The following is a 14,336-nucleotide window of genomic DNA, read 5'->3' on the forward strand; positions in this document are numbered from 1 at the left end:
GATGCCAAACGGGATGACGCGGCCAGCCAAGCCAGCGCCGTGGTGCCATCCCTAGACTGCAGGTTCGGCGCTGCTTGCCGGGCCCTCAATCCACGCCATCGGAACAACCCTATGCTGAAGTCTTCATTGCGAAACCTGCTGTGCGGCCTGTCGCTGGCCGTCCTGGCGCTACCCGCCGTGGCGACGTTCCAACCGGAACAGGCCCATGTGCAAGTGCTGGGGGATCACAAGGGGCAGGACTGGTTCTGGATCTGGGGCAGCAATGCTCCCAACATGGTGGATGGTCGCGCCTACCTGTTCGCCGACGACGGCCGCAATCTCGGTGTGCTGAACACCGGAACGTGGTCCAACGGCCTGGTCTTCTCCCGCAAGCGCGACGAGCTCTATGCCACCGAGATCTACTTCAGCCGGGGCGTGCGCGGTACCCGCTCGGACGTGGTGACGGTGTATGACGCCCGCACCCTGAGTCCGAAGCAGGAGATCGGCATTCCCGCCAAGCGCATGACGGCGCTGATCTCCACGGGAATCAGCGTCCTGTCGGACGACGAGCGCTTCCTGCTGGTGCTCAACTTCACCCCGGCTCAATCCATTTCCATCGTCGACCTTGAATCCCACCGCTTCGTCAGCGAAGTCGCGACGCCGGGCTGCGCTTCCATCTACCCTGCGGGCCCGCGCGACTTCTACGCCGTCTGCGGCAATGGCGGCTTCTTCCACCTCGGCCTCGACGATGCCGGACAGGTCCGCGTGCAGTCCCGCACCGCGCCGGCCTTCGACCCGCTCAAGGACCGGATCCTCACCACCGGGGTGCGCCAGGGCGATACCTGGTACTTCGTCTCCCAACAGAACAACGCCTACGGCATCCGCATGAACGCCGAGGGCGTCCAGACCACCCGGCAGTGGTCCCTGGTCAGCGACGGGGAGCGTGCCGATGGCTGGGGGGTGGCGGGCAACCACGGCACTGCGCTGCACCAACGCAGCGGGCGGCTGTTTGTGCTGATGCACCAGGACAAGCCGGAGAACTACCAGAAGCCAGGCACCGAGGTCTGGGTGTTCGACATTGCCACGCAACAGCGGCTGGCGCGCGTCGAGCTGAAGGAGCAGAGCACCGCCATCGGTGTCAGCCAGGGTGAACATCCGCGCTTGTACAGCCTCGACTGGCTGGTGCCCATGCCCACGTTGTTCACCACCTGGATCTACCTGACCGAGGGCGAGGCCGGCCTGGGACCGCTGCTACGCCAGGGGATCAACCTCTACGACGCCGACAGCGGCGAGCACCTGCGCAGCATCGGCGACATTCCCCTGGGGTTCATGAACGTGGTGGCGCCATGGTGATCGCGGCCTTTCTCCAGGACCCCATGGTTCACCTCGCCAGCGCGGGCGGCCTGGTGCTGCTGCTGGGCTCTGCGGGGCTGTACAAGTTGCGCGATGGCCAGGGCTTCGCTCGGGTGCTGCAGGGCTACGGTGCGGCGTTCGGCGGCCAACTGACGGGGCTCTCGGGGCTGCTCAAGGTTCTGGTGCCAGCCCTCGAATTGCTGGCTGCCGCCGGTGTCGTGGCAAGTGTCTGGTGGCCCCAGGCAGCACTGCCCGCTGTGTCGCTGCTGGCGCTCTATGCCGGGGTGCTCGCCCTGGCCGCTCGACGCGGAGCGGCCATCAAGGACTGCGGCTGCCATTGGGGTGGCCGACCCCAGGCACCCAGTGCGGCCTTGGCGGTGCGCAACCTGGTGCTGCTGCTGCCTGCCCTCAACCTGCTGCTGCCGTCGCAGAGCCGCCCCCTGGTGTGGTTCGACGCCATCACCTTGGCCGGCGCCGTTTTCAGCGGCCTGGCCCTCTATCTGCTGGCGAACCTGCTGATCGCCAATCGTTCTTCCCTGCAAGAGTTGATCGAGCCATGACACATGCACTGATGATCTCCAGCTTCTTCTCCTGGCTGACCACCCTGGGCCTGGCCATTGCCGTCTGGGCACTGGCACGCCAGATCGGCCTGCTGCACGAACGCATCCGCCCGGTGGGAGCCTTGTCCCTCGGCAAGTCCATCAAGGCCGGCGAGACGGCGCCGCGCTTCACCTTGCCCAGCCTCACCGGTGGCTCGGTCAACCTCGGCGGGGCCAGCGAGCGGGGCCAGTCGACCCTGCTGTTCTTCCTCTCCGAAACCTGCCCGGTGTGCAAGACCCTGCTGCCGGTACTCCGCTCGGTACGCGGGCGCGAGGGCTCCCGGCTGCGCATCGTCCTGGCCAGCGACGGTGAGGCCGCTGCCCATGAGGCCTTCATCGCTGCCCAGCGGCTTCAGGATTTTCCCTACCTGCTGTCCCGCGAGGTCGGCCTGGCCTACCAGATCAGCAAGCTGCCCTACGCCGTGCTGATCGACGCGGCCGGCTCCGTGGTCACCCATGGCCTGGTCAACACCCGTGAGCACCTGGAAAGCCTGTTCGAGGCCCAGGCTCTGGGCGTGTCCTCGATCCAGGCCTGGCAGGCTTCGCGACAGGCGGCCGAACATTCCCTTTACCAGCAGGTGCACTGAGCATGGCGATCCGATGGTTTGACGAGGCCACCGAACTTTTCACCCGGCGTACCGCGCGGGGCACTTCCCGTCGAGGGTTTCTCGGTGGACTGGGCACGCTAATGATCGGTGCCGGCGCGGCGACGCTGCTGCCGGTGTATCGCAGCAACGCCTTCGCCCAGTCCGGCGGTGGCCTGGTGGAGGAGGGCGACCCCAACAGCTGCGACTACTGGCGCTACTGCGCCATCGACGGCTTCCTTTGCGGCTGCTGTGGCGGCTCGCCCAACAGTTGCCCGCCCGGCACCGTACGCTCGGACATCACCTGGATCGGCACCTGCCGCAATCCTGCGGACGGCAAGGACTACGTGATCTCCTACAACGACTGTTGCGGCAAGGGCAATTGCGGACGCTGCGTGTGCCAGCGCGACGAGGGCGACACGCCGCTGTACCGGCCGCAGAGCTCCAACGACATCAACTGGTGCTCCGGCAGCCACGCCGACATGCCCTATCACTGCTCCCTGTCGGTGGTGATCGGGATGAAGGAGTAGGCCATGGCGCTCCGTGTGCTTGCCGTCCCGGCGCTTGTCGTGTTGCTCGTGATGGGTTCGCCCATCGCGGCGGCCACCGAGCCGCGCCAGTTCGACTACATGCTCAACTGCCAAGGCTGCCACCTGCCGGATGGCAGCGGCAACGCGGAGCGGCAGGTGCCGGCCTTCCCGGGGCAGTTGGGCAAGTTCCTCGGCGTGCCCGGAGGCCGCGAGTACCTGGTGCAGGTGCCGGGCTCGGCGCTGTCGGGTCTTTCCGACAACGCGCTGGCAGACGTCCTCAACTGGATGCTGGAAACCTTCAGCGCGACCGAGTTGCCGGCTGGCTTCGAACCCTATACCGGCGCCGAACTGCACGCCTGGCGCCAGTCGCCCCCGGCGGATGTCGAGCGCGTACGCCGAGAACTGCTGGAGCGCATCGCCCGGCAAGAAGAACAACAGCGCAAGGGAAACTGACCACATGAAGTACCGCATCTGCATCGGCGCGCTCCTGCTCGCCGCGACCCTGCATGTCCGGGCCGAGCCGGCACCGGGCGCCGCCCAGCTGCAAACCTGTGCTGCCTGCCATGGCGATCAGGGCCAGGGCAACCCGGTGCTCGGTGCGCCGAGGCTGGCTGGCCAGCAGGCCGACTACCTCCTCCAGCAGTTGCTGGGCTTCAAGGCGGGCCGTCGAGGCTACGACATGCGTGACAACCATGGTGCTCAGATGCGTGCGGTGGTGGCGAGCCTCGATGAGGCCGAGTTTGCGCCCCTGGCCATGCACTATGCCGGGCAGGACCTTGGCCTCGGCCGTGTGCCGACTGTGGCCGATGCCAGTGGCATGTCCGCCTATCAGGGCACCTGCGCCGCCTGCCATGGCCCCGATGGTGGCGGCTACTCGCTGCTGAAGACACCTAACCTGCGCATCCTCGATGCCGCCTATCTGGAGCGCCAGCTTAGCCATTACGCCCAAGGGGTGCGGGGCGCCGACGCCCATGCCGACCTGCACGGTATCTGGATGCGCGGCATTTCCCTCCAAGTGGGTGGCGCGGCCGAGCGCAAGGCCATAGTCGACTACATCGGCACGCTGGCGGCGGCTCCGATCCCAGCTGCCGGCAATTGATCCCACGGGGGCCGCTTCCGCTCCCCATGACCCTGATTCAATCACTACTGGCTGTGCCGGCCAGCGCGCCGCGCGTTGTCTTACTCATTGAGGTGTTGATCGAAATGGCGTCCAAAGACTTTATCAAGGGGTTCCGTCACGAACTGGCCAACCGTGCCTTCGCATTCCTGGCCATCGAGCGGATGGCCGAGCGGTTCGTGGGTCATGAGCACGGATTGTTCTGGAAGTCCTATCTGGACCTGGAGGTGTTCAATCGTCCTCACTACGCACTTGCTGCCAGGCGATGGGGGCAGGGCACCGCGCCCGGGATGTTGACCAGACTGAAGGCTTTGGCCGTTTCCTCGTTGCCCGCAAGGCTGCATGGACCGTTGCTGAGGTTCATCTACCGCGAAACCCTGAAGTACCTCGAATGGCTGAAAAAGCTGCGGCGACAAGGGCCGGCGAATGCCAGGCGGTTCCTGGAGTACATGGTGGAGCAGGAGGAAGTTCAGCTTGAAATGATGCGACTGGCATTGGCGGGCCGCTATACCGAGATCGCGAGTTGCGCCGACGACTTCTTCTGCAAGTACAACGGCTCAGTGCGACTCTTCGATGACGGCGAGGCGGGCAAACTTCGTTGATGCGGCCGTCTGACCGCCGGCCGCGTTGGGTGTGAATGCGACATTCAGCAGCGATCTGCGAGAGCAGGGGACAGCAGATCTATCTCTCCCACTCCAATGTCTCCTTATGGCCGATTCTGTTGAAAAAGGCGGTGCCTTCCCGCTTCGCCTTCATCGATCGGTAGCGGCCTGTCACGAACGACCGGAACCGCCCCATGCTGCTCACGGAAGGCAGAAATCGGCCAAAAGTTATATCCCCTTCCTCTTTCAAATACGGGCGTTTGGAGTGCCGCGAGCGTTCTTCTTCTCCAAGATCATCGAGGCTTCGTTGTAGGCCTTCTGGAAAGCGTCGCCACCGACCCAATTCACTGCCGTGTCTTCGTCTTCATCGTGGAAGAACCCGCGGTAGGCAATCAGCAGCCCCATCATGAAGTCGATCGCCGACTCTTGCGATTCCTCCGCGACCACCAGCTCCAATACCGGGTATTGCAGGAATACCAAACACATCGCTAGTAGGCTGCTGTCTTCGCCGACCTTCATCGCTTGGAACAGATCGTCAAAGTGTGCCGGGTCGAAACCGTTCTCTTCGATGTCTTTGAAGTCGAAGGTGCTCAGGTCAATTTCGACATCATCGAACGGCTCGTTGACCAGCGGATTGGCTAGCAGCGGATGTACGACATTGGCTTTGGCTTTGCCCGAGCGGTTCTGCTTGGCCTTGGCCTTGGCTCGCTGCGCACGTTTTTGCTGTTTAGTTGGGGAAGCCATGGAGGCAAGTTCCTTGTTCGATACAGCCATGTTCATGGCCCAGGGTAATCGGGCACGAATTGTATTCAGTCTTGGCTAGGTTCGTCGGCCAAGGGGCAGATCTTTCGTGCTCTAAACGTTTGCTTTCGGCCAGAGCGACCGTTACACCGAGCTGCCTGTGTTACAGCGATCGAGCCGATCCTCACGATTTCGAAGACGGTCCCCGCCATTTTTCAAAACCATCCAGCAGGATGGCCATGCCTGCATCGAATGTCGCGGGACTGTCGATCGCGGAGAAGGGCAAAGCCAGATAGGCCGCCCCCTCATGGTTGCCTGCTCCGAATTTGGAGAGGTAACCCGTGATGAAATCACCGTGGGTTTGGGGCGACTGCCGGTTCTCTTTCTCTGCCGCCATCACCGAGATGAACAACATGAGCAGGTGATAGGCCATCGCTGCAAATGGGCCAGGAAGCTCCGCCTGCTTGAGGATCAGGCCGATATGGTCGAAGTAGGCCAGGCCGTAATCAACCTCGCCTGGCTGCACTCGCTGGAACAGACGGAACTTGTTCTCGGTGAGGATGTAGGTAGCCAGTCCCGGCCAGCGCTCCAGGGTGGTGAGCGACGAGCGCGCGAAGCCTTCGATATCTGTGCGCCAGTCGCCCGTGAGTTCAGGGAGCAACTGCAGGCGCTCCTTGAATGCGGCGTTGATCACGGCGCTGATCAGTTCGTCCCGGCTCCCCAGGTGGTAGTGCACCATGCCGGCGGCGACCCCGAGCTCCTTGCCGATCCGTACCATGCTGACCTCGGTCAGGGATTCGGACTGGGCGATTCTGATGGCGCACTCCACCATCGCGTCCCGGGAAACGTCCCGATCACTCTTTGGGCGGCGGCCGGCTCGCTTGCGCGTAGCAGTTTCAGGAGCTGCGGCTGCATCGGTTGGTTCTGTCATTGGGCTTCCCTACGATCTAATTGATACCCCCTCAGATTATCGACTGATTTTCCCGGACCCCACAACAAGGGCGTCTCGGCTGAGCCTGCCCGCACCAACATCCGCGGTGCTCTTGTAACCGGCGGGGGCTTCCAGGTTCCCAGGCCTTCCTCTCTCACATGACCTCGCTCGAACCGAGCGCTGACTGTGCTGCGGGGTCTTTGCAGGCCTTCAAAAAAATTACTTTCGGATTAATTGACACCCTCTCAGTTTATGCCCTAGTCTTGCTTCAAGGTTAATTGAGACTGTCTCAATAAAAGGTTAAAGACCCATCCGGGTCATGCAGGAGGGCCCATGGCGGCAAGTCCCAACAACAAGAAAGTCGCGGTTACCGCAGGATTGCGCGGTGCCTCCTGGCAACCGGAGCGGATGGCCAAGCCGTTCAGCTCGACACCCTGTCCGCTGGTCACTCAGGATGGCCAGGGCGCGCTGGGCGTGCTGTTTTCCCGTGGAGGGGAGCGCAAGGTCGTTTTCATCATGCATCCCCGGGAGTTGGTGGTGACTCACTATCTGGTCCCGGAAGTGCTGGACGCGGGGTGGGCCTGCTGGGTCCAGGGTGCTCGCTCTGTCGGCAACGACCTGCGCCTTGAGCACGAGTTCGCCCTTTACGATGTGGCTGCCGGGATGCGCCGCCTGCGGGAGATGGGTTTCGAGACCATCGTTCTGCTCGGCAACTCGGGTGGGGCGGGGCTGTTCACGTACTACAACCAACAGTCGCTGTGTGCGCCGGAGCGGCGGATTGCAAAGACTCCGGCTGGTCGAGCTACGAAGTTCGAAACGGCGGACTTCCCGGTGGTCGACGGTATCGCCCTGGTCTCGCCCCATCCCGGCCAGGGCATCCTGCTGATGAATGCGCTGGATCCCTCCGTGATCGATGAGGCCGATCCATTCTCGGTCGATTCCGCGCTGGACCCCTTCAGTGAGTCGAATGGTTTTCGCCTGCCGCCGGAGTCTTCTCGCTACGGTGCGGACTTCATCGAACGCTACCGGGTGGCACAACGTGAGCGGGTGGCGCGGATCGATGCCCATGCCCGGCACCTGGTCGAGCGGCGTCAGGCCGCACGCGAGCGGCTGAAGTCCGGCGGCTCTCGGGACGATAAGGCCCTCGCCAGCCATGGCCCGATCTTTCAGGTCTGGCGCACCGACGCGGATCTGCGCTGCTGGGATACCTCGCTGGACCCATCAGACCGTTACGTCGGCTCGCTGTGGGGCAGTGATCCGTTCATCTCGAACCTGGGCAGTGTCGGTTTCGGACGCATCGTCACACCGGAGTCGTGGTTGTCGACCTGGTCGGGACTCTCCTCGAACGCCTCGCTGGCCAAGTGTGCGAGCTCAATCGAGCAGCCCGCGCTGCTCATCGAATACACCGGTGACAACTGCGTGTTCCCGGCGGATGCCGACGCCATCTTCGACACGATCTCCACGTCCCGCAAAGAGCGTTACCGCGTGCGGGGCAATCACCACGGTCAGGCCCTGGACGAGGGCGAAATCTCAGGCCAGCTCGTTGCCGGCGAACACCTGGGACGTTGGCTTCAGGACCACTTCTAAACCGACAAGCAAGAGCGTGCACTCATGACAATTACAAAAAAAGAAACGTCCTCCACCACTGCCACTGCCACTGCCACTGCCGGCTCCGGCGTGCAGCCGCTACGGCACGTCGCAGCGCCGATCCCTGGCGTTGTCTACCCGAAGCAGAGCGAACTCGACCGCTACGTTGAGGATGGTGTGCTGGGCTTCGAAACCATGCCAGACGGCTTCCGTTCGATCGTTCGGCAGTTCCCCGACAACGTCGCCTTGCTGGGGCCGAATCTGCGCATCACTTACCGCGAGCTGGACGGGCTTTCCACTCGCCTGGCGGCGGCCTTCCTGAAGCAAGGCCTGCAGCCGCTGGATCGCGTGGTATTTCAGTTGCGCGATAGCGAGCAATTGATCATCGCTTTCCTCGCCTGCCTCAAGGCCGGGCTGATCCCGATCTGCACCCTGGCCGCACACCGCGAGCGCGAAATCGGTTACCTGGCGGAGCTGGCCGAAGCCAAGCTGCACATCGTCCAGGGCGACGATCCGAAATTCGACAGCATCGGCTTTGCCCGCAAGATGCAGGAAGCTGCGCCTTCGCTGACGCTGATCATGCAGGTGCGGGGCGAGCCGGAGGAGGGCGTCCTGCACCAGGACCAGCTCATCGCCGGAATCGATCTGGAACAGGCCGAAGCGATTGTCCAGGACGTGGTGCTGGACCCCTTCCAGGTCGCCGTATTCCAGCTGTCCGGCGGTACCACGGGGGTTCCGAAGATCATCCCGCGCTTCCACAACGAGTACCTCTACAACATGCGGGCGGTGGCGAGCTGGCTGGGCTACCAGCCGGACGACGTGCTGTTCATGCCGCAGCCGATGGTCCACAACCTCAACATGGGCTGCTGCTTCGGGCCCTTCCTGATGACTGGCGGCACCGTGACGGTGACGCCCGACCTGCAGCCGGAAACCCTGATTTCGCTGATCGCCTCGACGAAGCCGACCTGGCTGATGCTCGGCGGTCCGATCATTGCCCGGCTCGAAGCCGCCATCCACGATGGCCGGGTCGATCTCGCCAACGCCCGCGGCGTGCTGGTGGCCAACAGTGCCGCCAAGCTGCAGAAGCTCCTCGGCGTGCGCACCCACAATGTCTTCGGCATCACCGAGGGTGTGATCATGTTCGGCCACAAGGAGGATTCCGCCGAAGCCCATGACACCACCAACGGCCGACCGGTATCCGCCTGGGACGACGTCCGCATCCTGGTGCCGGGCACCGAGCAGGATGCCAGGCCTGGCGAGATCGGCGAGCCCGCCTTCAAGGGCCCCTACACCATCCATGGCTACTTCCGCGCGGAAGAGCGCAACAGGGAAACCTTCACCCGCGACGGTTACTACCGCTCGGGCGACCTCATGTACACCAAGGTCATCGACGGCAAGACCTATTACGTGTTCTGCGGCCGCCTGAAGGACCTGGTCAGCCGCGGTGGCGAGAAGATCAACTGCGAAGAAGTCGAGCTGGCCGTGGCCGGCCACCCGGCGGTGGCTGCCGTTGCCGCCGTGGGCTACCCGTGCCCGATCTTCGACGAGCGCCTGTGCGCCGCCATGGTGCTGCGCGAAGGTTTCACCGCACCCAGCGTCGCCGAGCTGGGCACCTACCTCCAGGACTACGGTCTGGCCAAGTTCAAGTGGCCGGAACGAATCGAAGTGCTCGACGCATTCCCCCTGACGGCCTCCGGCAAGCTCAGCAAGGAAAAACTGCGTGAGCTGGTCAAGGCGAATGTCGAGCGCGAGCGGGCACAACAAGCGAACTGAAAAGCGGTTCAGAGGAGTATTTCAGATGGCAATGAATCAACCCGTTCTCAAGGGTGTGCATCACAGCGCCAGGCCGACCTGGAAGCTGCGTGAGACCGTGGAGTTCTACCGGGACAAGCTGGGTCTGCCGCTGGTGCATGCGATATCGGCCCGTGGCTGGGGACCGTCCAACCACCCCGATTTCCTGCACTTCTTCTTCGATAGCGGCAATCACAGCACCATCGCCTTCTTCTACTACATCGACACCGAGCAGCCGGACTACACCCGGCCGGTGGCCGACTACCGCTTCGAGGCGACTCACACCGCCTGGCGTGTCGACAGCCGTGAAGAGCTGCTGGCCTGGCGCGACCGCCTGGAAAGCCAGGGCATTCCGCTGATCTTCCAGATCCGCCATGAACTGATCGAGTCGATCTACTTCAACGATCCGAATGGCTACTACCTGGAGATCACCATCCAGGAACGGCCGATGGATGCGCTCGATGCCGAGGACGCCACCCGGACCCTCGAGGCCGCCATGGCCCTCGAGGATGCCCAGCAGGCAGGCACCGGCGGCTTCACCAGCATCGACCAGGTCTGGCTGGCCAAGGCTGCCGGCATCGCGCCCAAGGCGGTCGACGAAGTGGCGCTGTTCGTCCTGGATGCTCCGGAGTTTCGTCCCTTGGTCGAGGCAGCCGAGCAGGCGCCGGAGTACCGGCTCGAGAACCTGAACAACGGTTACTGGAAGATCACCGCCAAGGACGCCCTGGTGTTCGAACGCAAGAAGCTGGGCTTCGTGCCGGCGTTGTGGAACGCGGCGCTGACCGGCGGTTACGTGGGCGAGATCACCGAGTTCGATCGTTATCGGCTGCAGATCAGCCGGGGAGACCAGTGATGAAAGTGGCGATTGTGGGCGGCGGTCCGTCCGGCTTGTATCTCGGCCTGCTGCTCAAGCGCGGTGCGCCGCACTGGAAGGTGGAAGTCTTCGAGCAGAATGCGGCGGACGCCACCTTCGGCTTCGGTGTAGTGCTGGCGGACACCGGTCTCCAGCAGCTGCGAGATGCGGATGTCGCGTCCTACGAGGCTCTTTGCGCAGCGACGCAGCAGCATGAGCACCAGGTCATCGTGCAAGCCGAGACGCCCATCGAGATCCGTCTGCCCGTGAAGGGCGGGGCGATTCCCAGGCTCACCTTGCTGCAGATCCTCGAGCAGCAGGCGGAGGAGGCGGGCGTGGTGGTGCACTACCGGCAACGAATCGACAGCTCCGCGGACCTCGTCCGGTTGGGGCTGGACGATGCCGACGTGGTGGTGGGTGCCGATGGCGTCAATTCGGTGATCCGCCGGGAGTTCGCGCAGGCCTTCGGCACCACCAGCAGTACCCTGGGCAACCACTTCGCCTGGTACGGCACGGCGAAGGTCTTCGATGCCTCGGCCCTGATCTTCCGCAAGTACGAGGGCGGCCATTTCGTCGCTCACTACTACGCCTACAGCGACGAGATGAGCACCTTCGTCGCCGAGTGCGACGATGCCACCTGGCAGCGCCTGAACCTTGGCAGCTTGAGTGACGCGCAACGTCAGGCGCTGATGGAGAAGATCTTCGCCCCCGAACTGGAGGGGGCGCCACTGATGGATGGCAGCGCCCGTGTCGTCTGGCGGCAGTTCCCGGTGATCCGCAACGCCCACTGGACCCATGGGCGCTATGCACTGGTGGGTGACGCCCTGGCGAGCGCGCACTTCTCCATCGGCTCCGGCACGCGGATCGCCATGAACGATTCCATCGCGCTGGCCAGGGCACTACTCGCTTGCGACGGGGATGCCCTGGCGGGACTCGCTGCCTACGAGCGCAATCATCGACCCAGCAAGCAGAAGCTCATCTCGGCTTCCGAGCGTTCCTATCTCTGGTACGAGCGCATGGCGCAGTGGATGGACAACTACACGCCGGAGGAATTCGTCTACCAGTTCATGACGCGTACTGGCCGGGTCGACGATGACCGCCTGCGTCGCGAGTACCCGGAACTGATGGTGCGCCTGGGCAAGGCCGGGAGCGTGGCATGAACGAGAGTGTCGAAGTCGTCGTCTGCCATCAGCCCTTCACGGTGCGGCGCACCGTGCGCTGGATGGACTGCGACCCGGCCGGCGTGGTCTTCACCGGCCGTTTCACCGACTACCTGATCGGCGCCGTCATGCACTTCTACCGCCACATCGGCTGGGGCCCCGGCGCGGCCGGGGAGGGCAACGTCGGTCTGCCCTGCAAGCACATGGCGCTGACCTTCCACGTCAGCCTGCCGCCGGATGCGGTGGTGGATATCCGCATCCAGGTGGGCGCGATCCGCGAGCGGACTTTCGACCTGGTGGCCAATGCTTACCTGCCCGATGGCCAACTGGCCTTCGAGGGTGTCTTTTCGCCGATCTGCATCGCACCGGCAGAGCGCCGGAGTGTGCCTGTCCCGCAGGAACTGCGGGAGGTTCTGCAACATCACCAGATTTCTGCCGAAGGGGTTCGTTCATGACCGCTACCTATCGAATTGGCCAGATCGTGCCCAGTTCCAACACCACGATGGAAACGGAGATTCCGGCGATGCTCGGCGCTCGCCAGCAGATTCGTCCCGAACGCTTCACCTTCCATTCCAGCCGCATGCGCATGCACAAGGTCACTCGCGAAGAGCTGGAAGCGATGAACCGGGAAGCCCTGCGTTGCGCTGCAGAACTGGCAGACGCCCGGGTGGACGTCATGAGTACGGCGTGCCTGGTGGCCATCATGGCCATGGGCAACGGCTATCACCGCCAGGTCCAGGAAGAGTTGACCGCCGTCGCCCGGGCCAATCAGTGCGATGCACCGGTGATGACCTCGGCGGGCGCTCTGGTGGAAGGGTTGAAGATCATGGGCGCCCGCAGGATTTCGCTACTGGCCCCTTACATGCGGTCGCTGTGTGATCGGGTGGTCGAGTACATCGAAAGCGAAGGCATCGAAGTGGTGGATTCCATCGCCTTCGAGATCCCGGACAACCTGGAAGTCGGTCGTCGTGATCCGGCACTGCTGCTTGAGGACGTGAAGAAGCTCGATACGACCGGCGTCGACGTCGTGGTGCTGTCCGCTTGTGTGCAGATGCAGTCGCTGCCATCGATCCAGTTGGCCGAGGATGCACTGGGCATCCCCGTCACCTCGACCGCCGTGTGCACGGTTCGCCGCATGCTCGACCACCTGGGGCTGGACCCCGTGGTGCCTGGCGCCGGCGCACTGCTATCCGGGCGCTACCCGGCGGCGTCGGGAGACCGTCATGCGTGAGGCTGTCATCGTCTCGACGGCGCGGACTCCCATTGGCAAGGCGTCGCGTGGAGCTCTCAACAACATCAAGTCGCCAACGCTGATGGGGCATGCGCTGCGCCACGCCGTGGAGCGCTCCGGCATCGATCCCCAACTGATCGAGGACGTGGTGATCGGTACGGTGCTCTCCGCAGGCACGGCCGGCTCCAACCTGGCGCGTAACGCCGTGTTCGCCGCCGGTCTGCCGCTTTCGGTGAGTGGCCAGACGATCGATCGCCAATGTTCGTCGGGGCTCATGGCAATCGCCTCGGCCGCCAAGCAGATCATGGTTGATGGCATGAACGTCGTCGCTGCAGGCGGGCAGGAGAACATTTCCGCCGTGCAGCAGCCGTATTTCCAGTGGGTCGCGGACGAGCAGGATGGAGCGGTCATCGAGGCAGTGCCGCACGCGTACATGCCCATGTTGCAGACGGCGGAATTCGTGGCGCGCAAATATGGCATCTCGCGGGAAGCGCAGGATGAGTTCGCCTTCATCTCCCAGTTGCGTACTGCCCGTGCCCAGGCAGACGGGCGTTTCCGTGAAGAAATCGCCCCGATCAGCGCGCCGCAACGCGTCGTGGACAAGGTCACAGGGGCCGTACGCCTGCAGACAGTGTTGCTCGAACAGGACGAGGGTAATCGTCCCGATACCACGCTCGACGGACTGGCGTGTCTATCTCCAGTGCTGGAAGGCGGCAGTGTCACGGCGGGGAATGCGAGCCAACTGTCCGATGGCGCCAGCGCCTGTGTCCTGATGGATCGCCGTTCCGCCGAGCAACAGGGCCTGTCGCCGCTTGGCATTTACCGAGGCATGGCGGTGGCGGGACTGGCGCCCGAGGAGATGGGCATAGGCCCGATCCTCGCCATTCCCAAACTGCTGAGGCAGCACGGCCTGCGCGTCCAGGACATCGACCTGTGGGAGCTCAACGAGGCGTTCGCCTGCCAGGCCCTGTACTGCCAACGCCAGCTCGGCATCGACCCCGAAACCTGCAATGTCAACGGCGGCGCCATTGCGATCGGACATCCCTACGGGATGACCGGTGCGCGCCAGGTCGGGCACGTGCTGATCGAAGGCAAGCGCCGGAAGGCGCGGTATGCCGTGGTGTCGATGTGTGTGGGAGGCGGGATGGGCGCTGCAGGTCTGTTCGAAATCGCCTGACCCAGCCGCTTCCCCGTCAATCCGGAACTGCTCGAGCGCAGGTGCGCCCTGGAGGGCGGTCATGCCAGGGCAGGAGGCCCTGACCTGCGCTTCTGCGTGCA

Annotated in this window: 16 protein-coding genes; 14 read left to right on the forward strand and 2 right to left on the reverse strand. The window is 63.8% G+C overall.

What is annotated here, in order from left to right; translation table 11 throughout:
• Positions 1-111: 111 nt before the first annotated feature.
• The 7 genes from ACFW0H_RS11685 to ACFW0H_RS11715 are packed head-to-tail and all read left to right on the forward strand — an operon-like array spanning position 112 to position 4,764.
• Entirely contained in the window at positions 112-1,332 is a 1,221-nt protein-coding gene (locus ACFW0H_RS11685; protein ID WP_422914060.1) for an amine dehydrogenase large subunit, read from the forward strand.
• Positions 1,326-1,892, forward strand: coding sequence for a MauE/DoxX family redox-associated membrane protein (locus tag ACFW0H_RS11690; protein WP_422914061.1), 567 nt, complete (start codon positions 1,326-1,328; stop codon positions 1,890-1,892). Before ACFW0H_RS11685 ends, ACFW0H_RS11690 begins: the two co-directional genes overlap by 7 nt.
• Positions 1,889-2,518, forward strand: a complete 630-nt coding sequence (locus ACFW0H_RS11695; RefSeq protein ID WP_422914062.1) for a redoxin domain-containing protein — start codon at positions 1,889-1,891, stop codon at positions 2,516-2,518. The genes ACFW0H_RS11690 and ACFW0H_RS11695 overlap by 4 nt, the downstream gene beginning before the upstream one ends.
• A gap of 8 nt (positions 2,519-2,526) precedes the next feature.
• Entirely contained in the window at positions 2,527-3,045 is a 519-nt protein-coding gene (locus ACFW0H_RS11700; protein ID WP_422914102.1) for a methylamine dehydrogenase light chain, read from the forward strand.
• A 3-nt stretch (positions 3,046-3,048) separates the two neighbouring features.
• Positions 3,049-3,498: a c-type cytochrome gene (locus tag ACFW0H_RS11705; RefSeq protein WP_422914063.1), complete on the forward strand. Its 450-nt coding sequence runs from the start codon at positions 3,049-3,051 to the stop codon at positions 3,496-3,498.
• Positions 3,499-3,502: 4 nt separating this feature from the next.
• A complete protein-coding gene (locus tag ACFW0H_RS11710; protein WP_422914064.1) occupies positions 3,503-4,144 on the forward strand; it encodes a c-type cytochrome in 642 nt (213 codons plus the stop codon).
• Positions 4,145-4,170: 26 nt separating this feature from the next.
• Entirely contained in the window at positions 4,171-4,764 is a 594-nt protein-coding gene (locus ACFW0H_RS11715) for a hypothetical protein (protein WP_422914065.1), read from the forward strand.
• Positions 4,765-5,010: 246 nt separating this feature from the next.
• On the opposite strand, the gene ACFW0H_RS11720 is transcribed toward ACFW0H_RS11715, so the two are convergent.
• Both ACFW0H_RS11720 and ACFW0H_RS11725 read right to left on the reverse strand, forming a co-directional pair.
• Positions 5,011-5,508, reverse strand: a complete 498-nt coding sequence (locus ACFW0H_RS11720; protein WP_422914066.1) for a hypothetical protein — start codon at positions 5,506-5,508, stop codon at positions 5,011-5,013.
• Positions 5,509-5,689: 181 nt separating this feature from the next.
• Positions 5,690-6,436 (reverse strand): TetR/AcrR family transcriptional regulator, encoded by a 747-nt coding sequence (locus ACFW0H_RS11725; RefSeq protein WP_422914067.1) that lies wholly within the window; start codon positions 6,434-6,436, stop codon positions 5,690-5,692.
• 333 nt (positions 6,437-6,769) lie between these two features.
• Here ACFW0H_RS11725 and ACFW0H_RS11730 point away from each other — a divergent pair, with 333 nt between their 5' ends.
• Genes ACFW0H_RS11730 through ACFW0H_RS11760 form a run of 7 tightly spaced genes read left to right on the forward strand, consistent with a single transcriptional unit; the run spans position 6,770 to position 14,235 of the window.
• Complete coding sequence (locus ACFW0H_RS11730) at positions 6,770-8,023, forward strand: alpha/beta hydrolase (RefSeq protein ID WP_422914068.1); 1,254 nt, start codon at positions 6,770-6,772, stop codon at positions 8,021-8,023.
• Positions 8,024-8,047: 24 nt separating this feature from the next.
• Positions 8,048-9,796, forward strand: a complete 1,749-nt coding sequence (locus ACFW0H_RS11735) for an AMP-binding protein (protein WP_422914069.1) — start codon at positions 8,048-8,050, stop codon at positions 9,794-9,796.
• Positions 9,797-9,827: 31 nt separating this feature from the next.
• The gene (locus ACFW0H_RS11740; protein WP_422914070.1) at positions 9,828-10,667 is read left to right on the forward strand and encodes a VOC family protein; all 840 of its coding nucleotides are present in this window, start codon (positions 9,828-9,830) and stop codon (positions 10,665-10,667) included.
• On the forward strand, positions 10,667-11,827 hold the full coding sequence (locus ACFW0H_RS11745; RefSeq protein ID WP_422914071.1) for an FAD-dependent monooxygenase: 1,161 nt from the start codon (positions 10,667-10,669) through the stop codon (positions 11,825-11,827). The genes ACFW0H_RS11740 and ACFW0H_RS11745 overlap by 1 nt, the downstream gene beginning before the upstream one ends.
• Positions 11,824-12,282: an acyl-CoA thioesterase gene (locus tag ACFW0H_RS11750; RefSeq protein WP_422914072.1), complete on the forward strand. Its 459-nt coding sequence runs from the start codon at positions 11,824-11,826 to the stop codon at positions 12,280-12,282. The genes ACFW0H_RS11745 and ACFW0H_RS11750 overlap by 4 nt, the downstream gene beginning before the upstream one ends.
• Positions 12,279-13,058 carry a maleate cis-trans isomerase family protein gene (locus ACFW0H_RS11755; RefSeq protein WP_422914073.1) on the forward strand — a complete coding sequence of 260 codons (780 nt, stop codon included), beginning with the start codon at positions 12,279-12,281 and terminating at the stop codon, positions 13,056-13,058. The genes ACFW0H_RS11750 and ACFW0H_RS11755 overlap by 4 nt, the downstream gene beginning before the upstream one ends.
• The gene (locus tag ACFW0H_RS11760) at positions 13,051-14,235 is read left to right on the forward strand and encodes an acetyl-CoA C-acyltransferase (protein WP_422914074.1); all 1,185 of its coding nucleotides are present in this window, start codon (positions 13,051-13,053) and stop codon (positions 14,233-14,235) included. Before ACFW0H_RS11755 ends, ACFW0H_RS11760 begins: the two co-directional genes overlap by 8 nt.
• Positions 14,236-14,336 lie beyond the last annotated feature (101 nt).

The sequence above is a fragment of the Metapseudomonas cellulosilytica genome (assembly GCF_049334135.1).
GTDB lineage: Bacteria > Pseudomonadota > Gammaproteobacteria > Pseudomonadales > Pseudomonadaceae > Metapseudomonas.